This is a genomic window from Sediminibacterium sp. (genome assembly GCF_019264485.1).
GTDB lineage: Bacteria > Bacteroidota > Bacteroidia > Chitinophagales > Chitinophagaceae > Sediminibacterium.
Genome location: NZ_JAHVAA010000006.1, coordinates 209,549 through 230,400 on the forward strand (window position 1 = coordinate 209,549; position 20,852 = coordinate 230,400).

A 20,852-nucleotide genomic window follows, 5' to 3' on the forward strand; every position below is an offset into this window, starting at 1 on the left:
TAAGATTAGCTCACTTAGTGCTATTTTCACTAAAGCCGTTAAGAATTACGTACATTTGATATAATAAAAGAACGACATATGGCCATATTTAAATCGGGTAACCCTACCCTCACAGAAAAGATGTTTAATAAAAGCCTCCACACCGATGCCGCCGCTCAAGGCGTTATGAGTGTGAGAGGAACCATCAATAAGTTTGGATTTTTAATGCTCATGGTAATTGGAGCTGCCTCCTATACCTGGTATTTATTCGACCAGTTAAATGAGGGTTTAATGATGACACTCATGATTGTGGGTATTGTTGGTGCGTTGATCACTGGCATTGTGATTGCATTTAAACCCAACTGGGCACAATACCTGGCACCTGCTTATGGAATTTTACAGGGTTTCTTTATCGGTGGTATTTCTGCTATTCTGAATGCCGCATTTGCCGATAAATACCCCGGGCTGATTATGCAGGCTGTGGGTTTAACTTTTGGCGTAGCCATTTCAATGTTCCTCTTATATAATTTCAGGATCATTAACCCCACTCAACGTTTTAAATCGATCGTGATATCGGCTACCATGGGTATCGCCGTTTTTTACCTAATAACGCTGGTGCTTAATTTATTCGGCGTAAACATGAGTTTCATGTACGATAGCAGCTGGTTGAGTATTGGTATCAGTTTGTTTATCGTCATCATTGCTTCACTAAACCTGATCCTCGATTTCGAAAGAATTGAAATGGGTGCTGAAATGGGCGCTCCTAAATTCATGGAATGGTATGGCGCATTCGGACTCATGGTTACAATTATCTGGCTCTATATTGAAATACTGAAACTGTTAAGCAAATTAGGTAGCAGAGACTAATTCAATTCATAACTTTCAAAAAAACCATCCCCCTGTGGCGGATGGTTTTTTTATACCTGCATTTCCTGAATACAAGTATCTTAGACTTTCTATAATATTCCTCCATGCAATTCGACAGAACCAAACTCACAGATCCTGAACTGGTATTTATTTACAGAAGCATTGTATTACCAAGGATGATTGAGGAAAAAATGCTGGTGCTCCTGCGTCAGGGTAAAATCAGTAAATGGTTCAGTGGCATCGGGCAGGAAGCTATTGCTGTAGGAAGTACACTGGCTTTGCAAAAAGATGAATGGATTATGCCACTACACCGTAACCTCGGTGTTTTTACCACCCGTCAGATGGGACTTGAAAAAATGTTCAAACAATGGCAGGGTAATAAAGATGGGTATAGTAAAGGACGTGAAAGAAGTTTTCATTTTGGAAGCAAACCACATTATATCTGTGGTATGATTTCTCACCTCGGTCCGCAACTGGCTTTGGCCGATGGTGTAGCACTGGCTTATAAACTCAAAAAAGAAAATAAAGTATCCCTTGCCTATTCGGGTGATGGTGGCACGAGTGAAGGCGATTTTCATGAAGCACTAAATGTAGCTGCTGTATGGGGACTGCCGGTAATTTTTGTAATTGAAAACAATGGCTACGGATTAAGCACTCCTGTTAATGAACAATACCGTTGCGAAAGTCTGGTAGATAAAGCCAAAGGGTATGGTATGGAAGGTATTCGTATTGATGGTAATAATATTCTCGAAGTATATGATACCATACGAGGCGTGAGAGATTATTGCATCAACAACCAGAAGCCCTATCTGATTGAATGTATGACTTTCCGTATGCGCGGTCATGAAGAAGCCAGTGGCACCAAATATGTACCCCAGGAATTATTTGAAGAATGGGGCAGGAAAGATCCGGTAAAAAATTATGAACAGTTTCTCATTGCTGAAAGCGTATTGAATGAAATGCAGATAGCAGATATCAGACATGAGTTCAGAGAATATATTGAAACAGAATTGAAAGCCGCTTTTGAAGCAGAGGCGATTGTGCCGGATACAGGTGAAGAGATTAAAGATGTTTATGCGAAGAAGACCATGGCCAATAGTCCATGGTCGATAGACAAAGACATTGAAGCCCCTCCACTCACTTCTGACTACTCACTACTCACTAAAAACGAAAAACGTTTCGTAGACGCTTTACAAGATGGCCTCCGCCAGAGCATGGAACAGCACGAAAACCTGATTCTCATGGGTCAGGATATTGCGGAATATGGCGGTGCTTTTAAAATAACAGAAGGTTTTGTAGAACAGTTTGGAAAAGACCGAGTACGCAATACACCACTGTGCGAAAGTGCCATTGTAGGTACGGCGCTGGGATTGAGTCTTGAAGGTTACAAGAGTATGATGGAAATGCAGTTTGCCGATTTTGTAACAGTAGGTTTTAATCAGATCGTAAATAACCTCGCCAAAATACATTACCGCTGGGGACAAAATGCTGATGTGGTTATCCGTATGCCAACGGGCGGTGGTGTAGGTGCCGGCCCATTTCATTCGCAGAGTAATGAAGCATGGTTTACACATGTACCGGGATTAAAAGTGGTGTATCCATCCAACCCACAGGATGCAAAAGGATTGATGATTGCAGCAATCAACGACCCCAATCCCGTGATGTTTTTTGAGCATAAAGCATTGTACAGAAGTGTGAGTGGAATGGTACCCGATATCTATTATGAAACACCCATTGGTAAAGCGGCTGTTACAAAAGCCGGAACAGATATTACGGTGATTACTTATGGTGCCGGTGTTCATTGGGCATTAAACTACCAGGAACAATATCCTGATACTTCCTTACATATACTTGATTTGAGAACATTGTTACCCTTAGATTATGATTCCATTCGTGAAGCAGTAGCCACCACCGGTAAAGTATTGATACTCCATGAAGACACATTAACCGGCGGAATCGGCGGTGAAGTAAGTGCCTGGATCAGTGAGCATTGTTTTGAACTACTCGATGCACCGGTAATGCGTTGTGCATCATTGGATACACCCATTCCTTTTAATATAGAGTTAGAGAAAAATTTTATGGCGAACAGCAGATTGGAGGAGTATATTAAAAAGTTGATGGATTATTAATGTATTAACAAACAAAGGTTTCAGAAAACGCATGAGAATCGTTTATTTATCCCTATTCTTTTCTTTTTTCTTCCAGACAGTTCAGGCACAGGAAGAAAAAAAGATAGCAGAGCAGGCTTACCTGATAACCCGCATGGTACAACGTTATCATGTATTACCAAAAGAATTGAATACAGATTTCTCCGCCGATTTTTTCCGGCAGTTTATCACCACCATCAATGAAGGAAATATCATACTGCTTAAAACCGATGTAGATAGCCTGAGTTATTTTAAAAATATACTCTCAGAAGAAATTAAAAATAAACAAACCGGGTTTTTAAAACTAACGATACAGCTCTTTCAAAAAAGGTTTCGTCAGGCAGACAGTCTGGTGCAGTTATTGTCGGAAAAACCTTTTAACCTGATGTTGCAGGAAACACTTAGTGAAGAAGAAGCCGGCCGTCATCCCAAAGATATTGCCGAGCAGCAACAGAAATTGTATAAATGGATCAAGTTAAAAATACTGGAAGAATTAATAGAGGAATCAGACATTAACGAAGCAACCAATAAAGACAGCCTTATTAAATTATTACCTGTTCTTGAACCCAGACTCAGAAAAAAAGCCATTGCTGCTTTTCAGCGATCCATCAGACAGATTACAGAAACCCCCAACGGAATTACGGATGCCGTGGGGAAAATTTATTGTAAAGTACTGGCTTCCTGCTTTGATCCGCATACCAGTTTTTTCCCGCCGGCAGAAAGAGAAAATTTTGAAAGTGAAATGGGGAAGAGTGTTCCTAAATTCGGTTTTAGTCTTTCGGCAGAAGAAGATGACATTGTAATAGAGAATCTGGCACCAGGAAGTGCGGCCTATAAAAGTGGTCAGTTGAATCCGGGCGATAAGATTGAAAAAATAAAATGGGAAGGAAAAGATGCTGTTGATGTAGCGGGGGCAAACCAGAAAGAAATAAGTGAACTGTTAAGCTCAGGTAACCAGGAAAAGCTAACCCTCACTGTTCGTAAAACCGATGGAACCCTCAGAGAAGTAGTATTGCAGAAAGAACTGATTGATAAAGACCTCGAAGAAGAAAAAGTGCAGGGATATATTTTAAGCGGTGAGAAAAAAATAGGATTTGTTTCTCTGCCAGATTTTTATACAGACTGGGAAGACAAAACCAATAGTATTAATGGCTGTGCCAATGATCTGGCCAAAGAAATCATCCGCCTGAAAAAAGAAAATATAGATGGACTGATTCTTGATCTTCGTTTTAACGGAGGCGGATCGATGCAGGAAGCCATTGATCTGTCAGGAATTTTTATTGATGCCGGTCCGGTAGGTCAGTTGAAAACCAAAGACGAGAAGCTGATCACTTTAAAAGATGTGAACAGGGGCATGGTGTACGACGGACCACTTGTAATATTGGTAAATGCTTTTAGTGCCTCTGCCTCAGAAATGGTTGCCGGAACGCTGCAGGATTATAAAAGGGCCGTTATTATTGGCTCTCCTACTTTTGGCAAGGGTACGGCTCAGGTAATGATGCCACTTGATACCACCATCGATTTTTCGAAACCGCCTGTATTCAAACCCAATAGCAATTCCATCAAACTTACTGTGGAACATTTGTATCGTGTAAATGGTGTAACGGTTCAGGGTAAGGGGGTAATACCTGATATTGAGTTGCCCGATTTTTTTCAGGCAGCAGGAGAAAGAGAAAAAGACCAGCCTTTTTCGCTACAGCCACAGGATGTACCTGCTAATAAATATTATCAACCCCTGCAGTATACTCAACCACTCGATTTTCTGAGAAGTTATGCTGCAAACATCACAGATACGCTGGGGTATTTTAAAATGCTGAATAAATATATACAATACTATCAGGCGGTAACAGAAAATAAAAACACCTCACTCTATCTGCCGGTTTTGCTGGATCAACAACAAAAGATGACCCGTTTAACGAATCAGTTAGACAGTGTGAGAATGGCCTATCAGAACAGTTTTATGGTTAACAGACCCGGGAAAAAAGAGGCAACTGCTTTTTCACAGGAGGCTTTTATGAACCAGCTGTTGAAAAAAAGTCTTTCGACTGATCCCTACATTGATATCGCATACCGTATCTTAGCAGTCCCCCCTAAAAAATAAATTTCATTTATTCTATCTCACAAAATCCTGGGTAATGAGAAAATTGCTTTGCCGCTTGTTTTGCGGCTTCCTGCTGTTAATGGTGTCTATTTTTTCTGCTGCTGATGCAAGCGCTCAAAATGTGTCTGAAAACCCTGTTGACTACCTCTCGGCAGTGGGAAACATTCAAACAGAGATGAACGCCAAATACATGGCCTATATCAGTGCAGTGGCGCATGGAAGAAGAGCCAGAAAGATTGAAAAAATGCGCATGCAGACACTCGATGCCATCACAAACAGCCGGTATAAAACCATAGAGTTACCCTACTTCAAAAAAGACAATTCGCTTCGCCAGAGCAGTATTGAATATATACAGTTGTGTTACAGTGTTTTCAATGAAGATTATGCCAAAATTGTAAACATGGAAGAAATTGCAGAACAGTCATTCGACCAGATGCAGGCATATATACTGTTGCAGGAGAAAACAAGCGAGAAATTAAAACAGGCTTCCGACAAAATGCAACAGGCCAGTAAAGATTTTGCTGCCAAAAACAATATTACACTTGTTAATAAGCAAACTGAGCTGGGCGACAAAATGGAAATTGCAGGAGAGCTGAATCATTACATGAATAAAATATTCCTTGTTTTTTTTAAATGCAACTGGCAGGATAATGAACTCATTAAAGCAATTAACAGTAAAAAAGTAACGGATATTGAACAGGCGCGCAGTGCTATCATTAAATATGCAGCGGAGGGCTTACAGGCACTGGATACCATTAAGAATTTTAAAGGCGATGGTACACTGGCAATGGCTTGCAGACAGGCGTTACAGTATTATAAAAAAACGGCAGAAAATGATATACCAAAAGTTACAGACTTCTTTTTGCTGGAAGAAAATTTTGCTAAACAACAGAAAACCATTGATGCCAAAGGAGCAGGCAGAACAAAAGAAGATGTAGATGCATTTAATAAACTGGTGAAAGAATTTAATAATGGTGTAAATGCGTATAACCAGTTAAATAATAACCTTAATGCCAACCGAAACAGGATTCTTGAAAACTGGCAATCGGCTGAAAAAGGTTTTGCTGATGCGCATATGCCACATTATAAATAAGGTAATGTGGTCAAAAAAAATGCTTAACATTACAATTATTGTAAAGCGAAGAGCCATTCCTGTTGAGAATGGCTCTTCGCTTTATTAATCGAGCGTATAGGTAAGTCTTACAGTGATTCTCGCCGTTTTATATTTACTGTAGGTATCCAGATTGCCTCCATAACTGTCTTCTTCGATAGATCCTTTTCCGGTGATCTGAAACACACCCATAGAAGCGTCTTTTAATTTACCGAGTCTGCCTTTGGCTGTTGCAACAATTTTTTCAGCCCTTTCCCTTGCATCCTGAGAACCCTTTTCAATTAAGTTGTGTTTTAAACTGGGTAAGTCTGAATACGTATATTGTATACGACTTCCTTCAAACTCAATACCTGAATTAATGAGTTCTGAAGTCTGATCAACTACTGCTTCAATTTTTTTCATCAGCGCAGGATTTTTACGGCTGTTAAACGCAACTGTCTGTGTAGCGATATAACCATCAAATACCTGTTCCGATTTTATCTGATCGCCATTCTGTTCAATAGTAATAGTTCTGTACGATTTTTCAAAACTAACACCTCCGAAACTAAATTCAGATGACTGAAAGCCTTTCGACAGAAAAAAGGATTTTACTTTCTCTCTGTCGGCATTAATCATATTGTAGGCGTCCTTTGCCTGTTTGGCCCTTGCGCTATAGCTGCCTGTCCAGGAAATTTCATCAGACTCGAAATCCCTGGTACCCAGCCCTACCACTGAAATAGAATCCTGGGTTGCATTCCGGTTTTTAAAAGCACCTCCGAGTATCAATGCTGTAATAATAAGAGCCAGACCGGTAATGACCGGTTTAAGAAAGGGTTCAAACTTCATATACTGACAGATTTTTGAATATTGTAGTGTTGAAGTTAAGTACAAAAGTTGAAGAACAAAATCGTTACTTAAAAGCTACTTTATTCCTTTTCCGGAGTGTGCTTTTTTTGAATATTCCCAGTTTTCCCTCTATCACCGCAGGCTTGAGAGGGAGACATTGCGTAGAACTTTTTTGAACACCCTGCGAAGAAGGAATGCAACCGTTATTACCTGCTGTGTTTTTTAGCAACAAGTTATTTTCATTCGCAACTTATTCCAATAACTTTTTGTCAGATTTAGTGCTGTAAAAATGTGTACTAATGCTATTATGATTGCACCTGGCAACAGGTTTACAGCAACAAAGTGGAATAGTTCATAGTTTTTCAGATTAGAGAGGTCTTGAACAATTTCGATTCCGTTTTCAGTATAAGTTAATTTAAGCGCAAAGAATACAGCTATTGATGAGAAATGAAAACCATTTACAAACAAATGCAAAATATATTCCCAACGTGGAAGACCTCCCATAAAACTTCTGCTGTCTTTTTCTACAAAAGCATCTATGCCGAGTACAATGATGTCTGTTATAACGAACAAAACACCCAAATAAAAACTTGTAAGACAGTTTTGAGAAATGAATAGAAAATAGACAATCATCGGAAATAAAATTGCCCGTATGGTATGTACCAGATGCTCAAATTTACTTTCCTTATTATTGAATAGCTGGTATTTGAAAATATGAAGGTAGAAACCATCGATTATTGCCAATAAAGCAAAGGCCAAAAGCAATATTGTTGAGAGCAGAAAACCCATACTGTAAAAAGTTTATTTTTACAAAGGTCTGCACCTGGTATAACTCTTAAAAGGACAAATGTCCTCAAATGATTTATTTAGAAACTTCCTGTCGAATTCTCGATAAGGTTCGCCGTGTTACTCCCAAATAAGAAGCAATATCTTCTACTTTTGCTTTTTGAATTACTGTTGGCTGCTCTTTCAATAAGCGTAAATATTTTTCCTTTGCATTTTCATTGTTAAGCACAGAAGCATATTTCTCCATTTCAATATATTCCTGTTCCACAATAATTCTTCCGATATTTTGCCAAATGGCACTTGAATGATACAACTTCTGTAGATTATCATAATCAATAACCAGCAGTTCAGTTTCTTCAATGGCTTGAATTGACAAATTAGAAGGTTCCTGTAAGATGAAACTTTTGTAAGAAGTTGTAAAGCTGTTCTCCGTACAAAAACAAGAAGTTGTTTCTTCTGATTTATTGTTTATATAGAAAGTTCGTAAAGTTCCTTTCACAATAAAGGCAATATGCCGACAAACTTTATCTTGCTTTACAAAAAACTCGCCTTTCTGTAAATTTTGTTCTGTAAAAAAAGTAATGGTGTCTTCAAACTCATCGTCTGTAATAGGCGCAATACTTTTTAGAAACTGTTTAAATTTGTCCACTTTGTTGTACTAAAATTATTTTATAAGTCATTATTTTCTGTTGGTAAAAGGTGTTGTAGCGTAACAGAAAGTAAGTTATCCGGAGTGAAGGTAAAATTCGACTCCAATTCTGCAAAATGATTCGCAGTGTTACAGATTTTATTTTTAATACAGGCTAAGAAGAAAGCATTACGGCTGCGCATTTTTTTTGGAAACACTGCCGCCATTTTTTTTAGGTTTAAACAGATGTAGAGGAACACCTTACGAAAAAAGAAACTTTATGCGCATTCACATATTACCAATCAGGTTACACACTTTTTTTTACAACATGTTTATTTAACCACTCAACAATATCCTTAAAGTTTAATTGTCCGGTTGCAATGCTTACCACAAAATCATATTTTTCTGTCTGACTTGCATGGATATCAAAGTTATGTGCCATTAGAAAAAGCCTCATCAGTACATAACCAGTTCGCTTATTCCCATCAAGGAAAGGATGATTCATTAAAATACTTTCGATAAGTGCTGCAGCTTTTTGTATAGGACTTGGCAGTAGTTCTGCACCATCAAAAGTTTGAAAAGGTCTGGCTAATGCGGCATCTAATGCTGCGAGGTCTCTTGTACCATGAATGCCCCGAAAGAATCTATTAAGGTTGTATGGATTTCCTCAACTTCTTTAACGGTTATCATTGTGCAAGTTTGACTAATAGATCTTTATCTTCTTCCAGAATTTTGTGTAAAGCAGAGGATCCGGAAATATTTACTTCGCTTTTAGTATCAAGTTCTTTTAAAAAGGCCAGAAGTTCGGCTAAGGCTTTATCCGAGAAGTGATCTAACACTTTACTAATTTCATATTTAATTTCTTCCTTAGACATTAGATAAAATTGAATTACTAATTTACAACTTATTTTTTGAAATGTATACTAATAGGGCAACTATACATCATTGCGCATATAAAAAAACTTGAGGGAGAAACCCATTTTTAAAAATAAATGTACGCACCCCGGCTTTGTTGCAACGCAACGTCCTCCAAGGGAGTCCTGTGGACTCCCTCTAAAGCCTTCGGCTTGAGAGGGAGACATTCGTATGTTTGATTATTGATAATTTCCATTCAAAAATAGCAGGAAGGTTGAGAGAACAGGAGACGTTAAGCAGTTCTTAGAAACATGCTGTTTCGCAGATATTCCTCAACCTTTTTTTACTCTTTAAAGTTTGAACAGAATCCAAAGCGGTAATTACCAGCTTCTATACTACGAGTTAAGACTAAAGAGAGTATTGCTTAAAACTTAAATTATGGAAACAGTAATTAAACAAGCTGTTGGAATTGATTGCGGCTCTCAGGAATTGGTAGTTACACTGGGAGAGTTGTCAATTACACAAGGGTTCACTTGCAAAAGCAGTCAATGTTTTGCTAACAATGAAGGAGGATTTAAGAAACTTCAAAAATGGGTATTAGATGAGCTAATGCCTGATGCTCCCATTCTTTATGTAATGGAAGCAACCGGTGTTTATCATGAGAAGTTAGCGTATGCTTTAGTAATTAACGGGCATAGAGTAAGCATTGTTCTTCCAAACAAAGTGAATGCCTTTGCTAAGACATGTGTTTCTAAAAAGCAAGATGATCTACAGGCATCTAAAGTACTTGCAGAGTTTGGCTGTGTCAAACATTTAACTGAATGGACACCACCTAGCCCCTTGTTTGCAACACTTAAGATTCTTACTAGAGAGAAGCTGCAACTTAAGCGTGAGTTGGTACTTATTCAAAATCAATTACATGCGGAAGAAACAAGAGCTATTGGATCGAAGGCTACTATTAAAAGAATGAAAGCGAGATGTAAGCTAATTGAAAAGCAGATATGCGACATCAGTAAAGAGATTGAAGAAGTATTAGCTCAGGATGAGGCTGTGAAAGAAAAGGTAGATAACATCTGTACTATACCAGGAGTAGGCTTGCAAACGGCTGCGATAGTTATCGCTGAAACAAACGGATTTAACCTGATAAGAAATAGCCGACAGTTGGTGAGTTATGCAGGATTAGATGTAATAAAGAAAGAATCGGGAATATCCGTCAGAGGGAGATCGCATATATCAAAGAGGGGAAATATTCACTTGCGACAGTGCTTGCATTTTCCAGCTTTTACGGCTGTTAAATATAACAAGCCGTTAAAAAATCTACATGAAAGAATAGTCGAAAGACAAGCAATAAAGATGAAGGGTTATGTTGCAGTGCAAAGAAAGTTACTGATGCTAATATTCAGTTTATGGAAGAAGAATGAACCCTATAAATGTTTAGAGCAGCCTGTTGAAGCTGCCCTAATCGAGCTGGATTAAATCCGCTCTTGGTTTTGCACTTTAAAGGTAGAAAATATTTGGATTTTATCACAGAATCTGCGTAGAACTTCTTTATTGAACACCCTGCGAAGAAAGAAGAAGCCTTACTGTTAGCTGCATACCCTTCGTCACTATGAACAACAGGATGCCCCTAATTGCATTGGCGGGCATTTTACTGTCCCGTAACTGCAATAGACGCAACAGTCACCCTCTTTTGGTTTAAGTCGTGTCTTGCAACTTGAACACTCATAAAAATACTGGCAAGCATCTGTTGGCATTGTTTCTTCTTGTCCGTGTCCACAAATGGGGCAAGTAATAACAGATTGAAGTATGATAGTTCTAACCATTAGTTGTTGATTACAGATTGAGAAGTTATTTTATACCCAGTTTTATTTATGACGGAGACAAGGCTGTCAACGGAAGTTTTACTGTTGTCAAACTTCACAAGACTGTTGCCTTTTTCGTATGAAGTATTGTACTCAATTACTCCCGATGTTTTTGAAAGTTCGCTGTTTATATGTACTGTACAGCCTTCACAGGTCATACCTTTTATTTTAAATTCCACTGTCTGTATATTGCTTTTATCAACAATAACAACTCTTGCATGTTTTGGTTTTGGATAAAACACTTTTGCGTAGTAAGGAAATGTAATTAATAGCCCAGCAACCACAGTAACGATTGCTAGAAATAATTTTGATTGCCAAAATGATTTTTTATTATCACTTTCACAGTCGCAGTCAACTTGCTTTTGTGGCTTTAGTTTTTGATACCAGGCAAATGCAAAAACTGCAATTGTCAAACTGATTAAATAAGGACGAAAAGGTTCAATCCATGAAAACGAAGAAGAAAGTCCGCTTGCACCACCTAAGAAAGCTAAAACAGGTGTCATGCAACAAAGAGAAGCTGCAACTGCAGTAAAAATTCCTGCAACCCAACTTTTAATATTTTTTATTTTCGTTCTCATACAGCCGCCAAATTTTGTTGATTGATTATTTTAAAGAACGGTCTTAAAACTTTTAAATGTTCGCTGCGTAAAGAATAGAAAATAGTTTGGCCTACTTTTCTGGCTTCAATAATGTTGCCGTCTTTTAGTTTACGTAAATGTTGGGAAATTGCAGGAATACTCATTCCTAAAATATCGCTAAGATCACAGGGGCAAAGTTCGTTTTCTTCTTCAAGCAGAAACAGAATTTTCAACCGAACTTCGTTACCTACCAAAGCAAGAACTTGTCCTAACTGCAAAAATGATTTAGAGGTTACTTTTATTTTTTTACGGCAACTTTTGATTTGCTCTATGTCTGCCTGAAGCCGTATGCAAGTGTCGTTTGCCATTGTCAATTTTATTTGTCTTGTCAAAAGTAGTAAAGGTTACTTATTTAAGCAAATACTTAAATACAGAATTGTCAGCAGGGTTACATAGTATCCTTGAAGTGTCGCCAAAAATGTCCGTTGAATAATTGGAAAGTGCCCAGTAGAGTTGTAGCTAACTCATAAATACACACAAACCCTTCATGTATAATAAAACCCCACTCCATTGAAATTCAAGTAATTACACAAAACCAGAGAAGTAATTCTGACAAATTCAGCAATGTGTATTTCTCTTCTATCATCCGTCTATAATACTCCCATTCCAACTTTCCGCTAAACATTGTATATTATCTCATCATCCTATTTTATTTCCATCCAATAAAACAAGCATCCATGTTGTTCATACGCACTGTCATCATCATAACAATACTCCTGCAAACAAATTCGCTTTGTATTGCCCAAAAGACCCGTGATTATTTACCCGCATCTTTCGCAGCACAAAACCGTTTACAAAAAATAGCACCCCTCTTTCCTGTAATCGAAGCACTCTATAGCAACCATGCAGCAAAAAATCATTTCCCCGGTTATAGTTTTGGTATTGTGTTAGATGGTCAACTGGTGTTTACCGGTAACGGTGGTTATCTTGATATTGCTACTAAACAGCCGGTCACATCTCAGTCTATGTTTAGAATTGCTTCTATGTCTAAAAGTTTTACGGCTATGGCCATTGTGCATCTCAGAGACGATGGCAAGCTCCGTTTAGATGATCCTGTAGAAAAATATATTCCGGCTCTCAAAGAACAACGCTTAACCAGCGATGCACCCCTTATTACCATCCGCGATCTGCTCACCCATTCCGGTGGCTTTCCGCAAGACGATCCCTGGGGCGATCGTCAGTTGGCCGATACAGAAGAAGAACTGCTGGCACTCATTAAAAAAGGGCTCCACTTTTCTACTGTTACCGGTTTGCAGTATGAGTACAGTAACCTGGGTTTTGCCATGCTGGGCTATATTATTCACCAGGTTTCCGGCAAACCCTATAGTGAGTATATAGCAGACCATATCTGGAAACCCTTAGGCATGAACCAGGCCGAATGGGAGTACAGTAATGTACCGGCAGCCTCTCTCGCCAAAGGCCATCGCTGGATCAACAATAACTGGATAGATGAACCGCTTTTACACGATGGTATTTTTGGTGCCATGGGTGGTATGATCAGTTCGGTTTCTTCCTTCAGCAAATACATGGCTTTACATATGCAGGCCTGGCCTGCCAGCAACGCCACAGAAACAGGCCCGGTTAAACGCAGCAGTATCAGAGAAATGCAGCAGCCTCAACGTTTCAGTTCACTCAATCCGCAATACCGTTATGCCGATGGGCGGCTTTGTCCCATGGTTACCGCTTATGGTTATGGGCTGCGCTGGTCGAAAGACTGTGTGGGCAGAACCACGGTGGGTCATAGCGGCGGTCTCCCCGGCTTTGGCAGTAACTGGGTTATTGCACCCGATTATGGTATTGGGGTGGTTTTCTTCGCCAATGTTACCTATGCTTCCACAGCGATTATCAATGCACAGGTATTAGATACTTTAATCAGAGGAGCTGGCTTAGAACCAAGGGTTTTGCCTGCCTCGAACGTATTAAAAGATGCACAAAGCCGTTTACTGGCTTTGTTACCCGACTGGAACAATGCAGCCAGTTCTTCCTTATTTGCGGATAATTTTTTCGACGATTATCCCCTCGCCAATCTGAAAGAGGATGCCAGGAAAATATTTGATGCGGCTGGTAAAATAATAAGCATCGGTGAAATGATTCCCGAGAACCAGTTAAGAGGCAGCTGTACGCTGCAATGCGAGAAAGGGCGTATTCAGATTTTCTTTACCCTCACGCCGGAAAACCCGGCTAAGATTCAGGAATACAGGATCAGGGGAGTGGGGCTTTGAGCTGCGAGCTGTGAGCTGTGAGCCATGAAGTATTTTGATTATGTTGTAAATAACTAAAAAGGAAAAACAGCTCCAAACTCATAGCTCATAGCTTCTCTCTACACCCAAAAGCTCATAGCTCGAAGCTCAAGGCTCATAGCCTATAATATCAATGTTATCAAATTATTACTAAATGATTAATAAATCATTACTAAATAGTTAACTGATAATTTTGCCGGCGTCCAAAAGATGTTACATGGCAAGATTATGGATTGCGGCTTTACTGGTGATGTTGTCTTTTACGGTTCTATCTCAAACCAGTAAAGACAGTACCAAAACGGCTGCCAAACCTGCTCCCGAAAAGAAATGGTTTGAAACTTTCTCTGTACGGGGTTATGTTCAGGCCCGCTATAACCGATTGCTCGAAACCAACCCCAACCTCGGTAATGAACAGGGCGACAGAAGCTGGGGTAAAAACGGAGGCTTCTTTCTTCGCCGTACCCGTATTATCTTCTTCGGACAAATCAGCAAACAGGTTTATTTCTATATTCAGCCCGATTTTGCCAGTTCGGCTTCTTCTTCCTCATTACATTTTGGTCAACTGAGAGATGCGTATATGGATGTGGGGGTGGATGCCAAAAATGAATTTCGTTTCAGAATAGGTCAGAGTAAAGTGCCTTATGGTTTTGAGAACATGCAATCGAGTCAGAACAGACTGGTACTCGACAGAAACGATGCACTGAACAGTGCTGTTGCCAATGAACGCGATCTGGGTGTATTTTTCTATTGGGCGCCTACCAAACAAAGAGAACTGTTTTCATCACTGGTTCGTGATGGGTTAAAAGGCTCCGGCGATTATGGTGTTTTTGCTTTTGGTGCCTATAACGGACAAACCGCCAACAAACCCGAACAAAACGATCAGTTACATGTGGTTACCCGTTTTTCTTATCCCATGGCCATCGGCAAACAAATTATAGAACCGGGTATTCAGGCTTATACCGGTAAATATGTGGTTACCAGAGAACAAACCAGCAGCAACACCAAAATAAAACAGGATCGTAATTACCTCGATCAGCGTGTGGCAGGCACATTTGTACTCTATCCTAAACCCTTTGGCATTCAGGCTGAATATACATTTGGTAAAGGACCTGAGTTTAATACGGTAACAGATTCTATTGAAACCAGATCGTTACAGGGTGGTTATATCACCCTCTCTTACCTGATTAAAAACAAGCAACAACAAATTTTTATTCCTTTCGTGCGTGGTCAATATTATGATGGTGGTAAAAAACATGAACTCGATGCCCGCAGTTACCGGGTAAAAGAATTAGAGATTGGTATAGAATGGATACCCGTTAAACAGTTTGAACTGGTAGCCATGTACACGATTTCTTCCCGCAGGTACGAAGATTTTGCATTGCAGAATAACCTGCAAAAAGGAAACCTGCTGCGTTTACAGGCTCAGTTTAATTTCTAACTTCTCTCCCTTTCTCTTTGTTAAATCTACCTCAACTATTTGAGTGTTAACTTATGCAAGGGTATTTAACAAAGAGAAAGGGAGAAGGGGAGTTATTATACAAGTTAAGGCTGTTGATTAAACAGGTGAATGTCTTTAACTTTAGTGAGTTAAACCAATTAAGATGGCTATTAAAACACAAGTGGGTAAAGAAGACGTAGTAGCATTTCTTCAGCAACAACCCGAACCTAAACAAGCAGACTGTCTGGTTTTGCTCGATATGATGAAAGCTGTTACAGGTTTGCCCGCTCAGTTATGGGGCGGTGCCATCGTTGGTTTTGGCAGTTATGATTACCAGCAAAAAGGTGGCGTTAAAGGAAGCTGGTTCTTAACCGGTTTTGCTCCACGCAAACAAAATATCAGCATTTATATCATGACCGGTTTTTCGCACTATGAAGATTTGTTGAAAAAACTCGGACCTCACAAAACAGGCATGGGTTGCCTGTACATAAAAAAACTGTCTGATATTGATCAGACAGTTTTAAAAGAGATGATTGAGGCTTCTTTCCTTCTAATGAAATCGAAATATACCCAACAGTAATAATTTATTGCTGACGCAAAGGCTTTCCTACTTCAATGGTACAGTCATGACCTGGCTGTCCGTGTGGCGGATTCAACCTTACACCCCCTGCATTTGCTGGTGCCTGTTGCATTACTGGTGCGTTTGTTTGTGGTGTTTGAATCTGAACGGGGGCAGGACCTCCTGCATTGGCCGGTGAATTTAAAGGAGCCCCTACTGCAATATCGCAACGGTGCCCGGGCATACCATGGGCAGGATTAAGTGCCGTAGTTGTTTGCTGTGGTTGTATGGCCGATGCCTTATTTGTATCAGCAGCAACCTGTGGTGCCGATGTTGCTACCTGCTGCAATGGAGCAGCGGATTGATTCAATTGCACATTCCCTTCTCCCTCACTGCTGTTACAGCCAATGAGTGTGGTAAACAAGGCTATGCCGATGATGTTTTTTATTTGCTTCATATTTTAAATATACGATTGTCTGATTATTTTGAGCTGTTTGCCTTAAATACCCGTAAAAAATTCTCTCCCAGTATTTTGCGGATGTCTTTCTTGCTGTACCCTCTTTCCTGCAATGCTTTTGTAATAAGTGGCAAACCCGTTACATCATCTAACTGTTGTGGTGCAGAACTGATACCATCAAAATCGGAACCCAGCCCTACATGGTCTACCCCCGCCAGCCGAACAATATAATCCAGGTGATCGAGCAACATAGAAAGGGGCGGCCGCAATGCTTTTACTTCTTCCGGATATTTACTAAAGAGATATTCCTCTGTGAAATGTGGCTCGGGGTTGATGGCTTTTAAAGAGTCTTTTTCTCTTTGATGTGTATTGAGAAAACTGATATTCCGCTTATTAAAATTGCTGTCTACAAAACCAGAGAAAAAATTGAGGTGAATTACCCCGCCATTTTTAGCAATGGCTTTTATCTGATCATCTTTCAGGTTTCTGAATACAGGACATAACTGGTGCACACAACTGTGCGAAGCAATCACAGGTTTGGTGGTGATGTTGATGGCATCCCAGAATGTTTGTTCACCTACATGCGAAATGTCGACGATCATTCCCAATGCATTCATGCGTTGAATAATCTGTTCGCCCAAACTGGTTAATCCTTTTTTGCCATTGGGTATTTTGTTGGCCGATTCATCCATCGCCGAACTGGCCCAACTGGTTGAGTTGTTCCAGGTAAGTGTCATATACCGCACGCCTCTTTCATACAACTGATCGAGGTATTCGAGTTTGTCTTCGATCATATGTCCACCTTCCACACCCATCATTACCGCCAGTTTCTTTTGCCTCACCGCTTTTTTCAGATCAGCAGGTGTTTTTGTAATCATCATGGCAGATGGGTTACGGTTGGTCCAGGCGTATAAAGAATCAATCTGTCTGTTGGCACGTGCAAAACCCTTACCTGCTGTAAAAGTTCCATCGCTCCAGATAGAAAAAACCTGTACATCTATTCCGCCTTCTTTCATTCTCTTCAAATCGGAATGGGTGATGCCTTTCAGGTCCTGATCGAAACGAACTCCTTTCTCCATTGACTGATTGGGGAAATCATTATGCGTATCGATAACGATGGAACGCTGATGTAATTTTTTATATGATTGTGCAGTCAGCAGCACAGGCAATAAAAAAATAAATAACAACCGTAATTTATGCATAATAAAATTTTAATTCAATCTCCTCTGCGAAAACTCCCCGTTCTCTTTTCTCTGCGGTGAACATTCGCAACAATTCACCGCAGAGAAAAGAGAACACAGAGTTTACGCAGAGTATGTTATTGTTTTCTTATACTGACTCCTGCCCGAATACCTGTATGTGTTCCCTCATTTACCGTTAATTCACCATTCACCAATACATATTTAAACCCTGTTGAATACTGATGTGGTTTTTCGAAAGTGGAAAGGTCTTTTACCTGTTGCTCATCAAACACTACAATATCTGCCGCATAACCTTCTACCAGTAAGCCTCTTCCTTCGAGTTTAAATTTCGATGCAGGCAAAGATGTCATTCTTCTGATGGCTTCTTCCAGTGAAATTACTTTCTCTTCACGCACATATTTCGATAATACCCTTGCATTGGTTCCATAACCACGCGGATGCGGATTACCCTGTTTGTAAATGCGTATGCTGGCATCAGAAGCAAACATGTTAAATGGATATTGCATAATGGCTTTTACATCATCTTCACTCATTCCATGAAAAACCATACCGGCACCACCTTTCTCCATCATTTGCACAATGGTTTCTGCTTCATTGATTGCATCAGATGCTCTGCCCATGATTTTATTTACTTCTTCAATGCTTTTTCCGTTGAGTGTAGTATCTGCTTCATAATAAGCTACTACCGGAAAACTAAAATGCTGTAATCCTCTTTTGGCAAGTCTTTGCAGCATATGTTTTTTTACTTCATTTCTGATGGCAGGTTTTGCCAGTCTTGCTTTAATGGAATCGCGCCCGTCTGCCAATACCCAGTCTGGCAATAAAGTACTGAGTGATGTACTCGAAGCAGTATATGGATACTGATCAATCGTTACATCCAGTCCTTCCTGTCTTGCTTTAATTACCATTGGTATGGTTTCTTTACTTCTCCCCCAGTTCTGCTGACCACTCAATTTAAAATGCGATAACTGAACTGGCAGTCCGGCTTCTCTTCCTATCTGCAAAGCTTCTTCAATGGCATAGGTTACACTATCACCTTCATCGCGCATATGACTGGCATATACACCATGGTACCTGGCAGCCACTTTTGCCAGCCGTAATACTTCTGCTGTCTTTGAATAAGTGCCTGGTATATAAATAAGTCCTGTTGACATTCCCACTGCTCCATCTTTCATGGCTTTCTCTACAATGGCTTCCATCTGCACCATTTCTTCTTCGGTAGGGTCTCTTTTAACCGACCCCATCACTGCTTTGCGCACATTGTTATGCCCAATGAGTGCTGCTACATTTACAGATGTTTTCAGACTGTCGATCATTTGCAGGTACTTACCAATATCGGCATCTGATAAACCGCAATTTCCTGTAATAACAGTGGTTACGCCATCGTATATAAAATTACCTGCCTGCGGATTCTTTTTCTCATCATCTTCAATATGCGTATGCACATCTATAAAACCGGGGGCTACTATCAACCCTTTCGCATCGATGATCCGGTTGGCTGTCCATCCGGTTAGGTTTCCCTTTTTTACTATTCTGCCTTTGCTGATGGCCAGATCGCCATAGTACCAGGAATTACCGGTTCCGTCGAGTATTTTCCCACCTTTAATGAGTATATCGGCCTGCTGGCCATTAGCAGTGAGGCCTATGAAAAGAGTTGCAATAACAAATAAACGCATACGAAAAGATTATATATTTTCTTTCTCCGGATTAAAATCCGGAGCAGGAAATGGATTGAAAGGTAATAAATCTTAAGTGACTGATTTACAGAGCCGGTTTAAATTGCCAGCTATGAGCTGTGAGCTACGGGCTATGAGCTTTTTGATATTCTCTTTTATTTTTTTCCTGGATCTGAACATTAGCTCGCAGCTCACAGCTCGTGGCTCATAGCATAAAACCCTCACAATAGCAATTCAATAATATGTCTTACCCGATCGCTTAAACTCAGGGTGAATAGCGTAATTTTGCACTCCAATAAAAAAGCGGATATGCTGGATAAGCTCGAAGCAATTAAGGCAAGGTTTGAACAGGTAGGTGTGGCACTCACCAACCCTGAGATCATTAATGATCAGAAGAAATTTGGCGCCTTCAGTAAAGAGTACCGTTCACTGGAGAAAATTGTACAGCCTTATGAGGCCTATCTCAAGGTAATGGCCGATTATGCTTTTGCCAAAGAGAGCCAGAGCAGCAGCGATGAAGAAATGCGCGAACTGGCTAAGATGGAACTGCCTGAGCTGGAAACAAAGAAAGAAGCTTTGGAGAAAGAACTTACCAAACTGCTTATACCAAAAGATCCGCAGGACGATAAAAATGCCATTCTCGAAATACGCGCCGGTACCGGTGGCGATGAAGCCAGTTTATTTGCAGGTGACCTTCTGGGTATGTACCTCCGCTACTGTGCCAAAAAAGGCTGGAAAGCTGCAGTAGTAAGTGAAAGTGAAGGAACTGTGGGTGGTTATAAAGAAGTAGTAGTTGAAGTAACCGGTGAAGATGTATACGGTACCTTGAAATTTGAGAGTGGCGTTCACCGCGTACAGCGTGTACCTGATACTGAAACACAGGGACGGGTTCATACATCTGCTGCCACTGTTGCTGTGATGCCTGAAGCAGAAGAAGTAGATTTTGAACTAAAGGAAAGCGATGTAAAAATGGAAACCGCCCGAAGTGGTGGTGCAGGTGGACAGAACGTAAACAAAGTAGAAACAAAAGTATTTCTTACCCATATACCCACAGGAGTGGTGGTGGTTTGTCAGACCGAACGCTCACAGTTAGGTAACCGCGAAAAAGCCATGACCATGTTACGTACCAAACTCTATGAAGAACAGGTACGTAAGCAGGAGGAAGAAATTGCCCGTCACCGAAAAACACTGGTTAGTACCGGCGACCGAAGTGCCAAAATAAGAACTTATAACTGGCCCCAGGGCAGGGTTACCGACCATCGTATCGGTCTTACCTCCTATAACCTCGATGCCGTAATTAATGGTGAAATTGAAGAATTTATTGAAGCATTACAGGTTGCTGAGAATGCGGAGAAAATGCTGGAGAATTAATAGGCGGTTTATAATTTTAAGTTGCAGGTGTTCAGGCTGCTAGCTACTAGCTGTCAGCTCCTGGTTTTTAGCGTTCCCCGCCTTTGATCCGTTTTAATGTATCCGTTAAC

20 protein-coding genes are annotated in these 20,852 nt (G+C 40.2%); 9 read left to right on the forward strand and 11 right to left on the reverse strand.

Features of this window, described 5'->3' with window-relative positions:
- The first annotated feature begins 78 nt into the window (after positions 1–78).
- The 4 genes from KXJ59_RS04080 (at position 79) to KXJ59_RS04095 (ending at position 6,187) form a co-directional block, all read left to right on the forward strand.
- Positions 79–846, forward strand: coding sequence for a Bax inhibitor-1/YccA family protein (locus tag KXJ59_RS04080; RefSeq protein ID WP_295201417.1), 768 nt, complete (start codon positions 79–81; stop codon positions 844–846).
- Positions 847–950: 104 nt separating this feature from the next.
- On the forward strand, positions 951–2,975 hold the full coding sequence (locus KXJ59_RS04085; RefSeq protein ID WP_295201420.1) for a dehydrogenase E1 component subunit alpha/beta: 2,025 nt from the start codon (positions 951–953) through the stop codon (positions 2,973–2,975).
- A gap of 31 nt (positions 2,976–3,006) precedes the next feature.
- Entirely contained in the window at positions 3,007–5,094 is a 2,088-nt protein-coding gene (locus KXJ59_RS04090; RefSeq protein WP_295201423.1) for a S41 family peptidase, read from the forward strand.
- A 34-nt stretch (positions 5,095–5,128) separates the two neighbouring features.
- Positions 5,129–6,187, forward strand: coding sequence for a hypothetical protein (locus KXJ59_RS04095; RefSeq protein WP_295201426.1), 1,059 nt, complete (start codon positions 5,129–5,131; stop codon positions 6,185–6,187).
- 84 nt (positions 6,188–6,271) lie between these two features.
- Here the strand turns inward: KXJ59_RS04095 and KXJ59_RS04100 are convergent, their stop codons facing one another.
- The 5 genes from KXJ59_RS04100 to KXJ59_RS04120 form a co-directional block, all read right to left on the reverse strand.
- The gene (locus KXJ59_RS04100) at positions 6,272–7,030 is read right to left on the reverse strand and encodes an SIMPL domain-containing protein (RefSeq protein WP_295201428.1); all 759 of its coding nucleotides are present in this window, start codon (positions 7,028–7,030) and stop codon (positions 6,272–6,274) included.
- 222 nt (positions 7,031–7,252) lie between these two features.
- Positions 7,253–7,819, reverse strand: a complete 567-nt coding sequence (locus KXJ59_RS04105) for a hypothetical protein (protein ID WP_295201431.1) — start codon at positions 7,817–7,819, stop codon at positions 7,253–7,255.
- A 73-nt stretch (positions 7,820–7,892) separates the two neighbouring features.
- Entirely contained in the window at positions 7,893–8,465 is a 573-nt protein-coding gene (locus tag KXJ59_RS04110) for a Crp/Fnr family transcriptional regulator (protein ID WP_295201432.1), read from the reverse strand.
- 286 nt (positions 8,466–8,751) lie between these two features.
- Positions 8,752–9,075 carry a type II toxin-antitoxin system death-on-curing family toxin gene (locus tag KXJ59_RS04115; RefSeq protein ID WP_295201560.1) on the reverse strand — a complete coding sequence of 108 codons (324 nt, stop codon included), beginning with the start codon at positions 9,073–9,075 and terminating at the stop codon, positions 8,752–8,754.
- A gap of 55 nt (positions 9,076–9,130) precedes the next feature.
- Complete coding sequence (locus KXJ59_RS04120) at positions 9,131–9,319, reverse strand: hypothetical protein (protein WP_295201435.1); 189 nt, start codon at positions 9,317–9,319, stop codon at positions 9,131–9,133.
- A gap of 418 nt (positions 9,320–9,737) precedes the next feature.
- On the opposite strand from KXJ59_RS04120, the gene KXJ59_RS04125 reads away from it, so the two are divergent.
- Positions 9,738–10,775, forward strand: coding sequence for an IS110 family transposase (locus KXJ59_RS04125; RefSeq protein ID WP_295201437.1), 1,038 nt, complete (start codon positions 9,738–9,740; stop codon positions 10,773–10,775).
- A 131-nt stretch (positions 10,776–10,906) separates the two neighbouring features.
- Here the strand turns inward: KXJ59_RS04125 and KXJ59_RS04130 are convergent, their stop codons facing one another.
- Genes KXJ59_RS04130 through KXJ59_RS04140 form a run of 3 tightly spaced genes read right to left on the reverse strand, consistent with a single transcriptional unit; the run spans position 10,907 to position 12,107 of the window.
- Entirely contained in the window at positions 10,907–11,122 is a 216-nt protein-coding gene (locus KXJ59_RS04130) for a GDCCVxC domain-containing (seleno)protein (RefSeq protein ID WP_295201438.1), read from the reverse strand.
- Positions 11,122–11,739 carry a mercuric transport protein MerTP gene (gene merTP / locus KXJ59_RS04135; protein WP_295201439.1) on the reverse strand — a complete coding sequence of 206 codons (618 nt, stop codon included), beginning with the start codon at positions 11,737–11,739 and terminating at the stop codon, positions 11,122–11,124. Before merTP ends, KXJ59_RS04130 begins: the two co-directional genes overlap by 1 nt.
- Entirely contained in the window at positions 11,736–12,107 is a 372-nt protein-coding gene (locus KXJ59_RS04140) for a metalloregulator ArsR/SmtB family transcription factor (protein ID WP_295201441.1), read from the reverse strand. Before KXJ59_RS04140 ends, merTP begins: the two co-directional genes overlap by 4 nt.
- A gap of 369 nt (positions 12,108–12,476) precedes the next feature.
- Here KXJ59_RS04140 and KXJ59_RS04145 point away from each other — a divergent pair, with 369 nt between their 5' ends.
- The 3 genes from KXJ59_RS04145 to KXJ59_RS04155 all read left to right on the forward strand — a co-directional run bounded on the left by KXJ59_RS04145 (position 12,477) and on the right by KXJ59_RS04155 (position 16,057).
- Positions 12,477–14,021, forward strand: coding sequence for a serine hydrolase domain-containing protein (locus KXJ59_RS04145; RefSeq protein WP_295201444.1), 1,545 nt, complete (start codon positions 12,477–12,479; stop codon positions 14,019–14,021).
- A gap of 235 nt (positions 14,022–14,256) precedes the next feature.
- Positions 14,257–15,477: a porin gene (locus tag KXJ59_RS04150; protein ID WP_295201447.1), complete on the forward strand. Its 1,221-nt coding sequence runs from the start codon at positions 14,257–14,259 to the stop codon at positions 15,475–15,477.
- A 163-nt stretch (positions 15,478–15,640) separates the two neighbouring features.
- The gene (locus KXJ59_RS04155; RefSeq protein ID WP_295201449.1) at positions 15,641–16,057 is read left to right on the forward strand and encodes a DUF1801 domain-containing protein; all 417 of its coding nucleotides are present in this window, start codon (positions 15,641–15,643) and stop codon (positions 16,055–16,057) included.
- Positions 16,058–16,061: 4 nt separating this feature from the next.
- Here KXJ59_RS04155 and KXJ59_RS04160 read toward each other — a convergent pair whose 3' ends face one another.
- From KXJ59_RS04160 to KXJ59_RS04170, 3 genes are all read right to left on the reverse strand, one after another.
- Entirely contained in the window at positions 16,062–16,493 is a 432-nt protein-coding gene (locus tag KXJ59_RS04160; protein WP_295201451.1) for a hypothetical protein, read from the reverse strand.
- Between the two features lie 23 nt (positions 16,494–16,516).
- Positions 16,517–17,695 carry a dipeptidase gene (locus KXJ59_RS04165; protein WP_295201453.1) on the reverse strand — a complete coding sequence of 393 codons (1,179 nt, stop codon included), beginning with the start codon at positions 17,693–17,695 and terminating at the stop codon, positions 16,517–16,519.
- 116 nt (positions 17,696–17,811) lie between these two features.
- Positions 17,812–19,371, reverse strand: coding sequence for a D-aminoacylase (locus KXJ59_RS04170; protein WP_295201456.1), 1,560 nt, complete (start codon positions 19,369–19,371; stop codon positions 17,812–17,814).
- Positions 19,372–19,680: 309 nt separating this feature from the next.
- Between KXJ59_RS04170 and prfA the strand changes: the two genes are divergently transcribed.
- A complete protein-coding gene (gene prfA, locus KXJ59_RS04175) occupies positions 19,681–20,742 on the forward strand; it encodes a peptide chain release factor 1 (protein WP_295201459.1) in 1,062 nt (353 codons plus the stop codon).
- Positions 20,743–20,852: the final 110 nt, after the last annotated feature.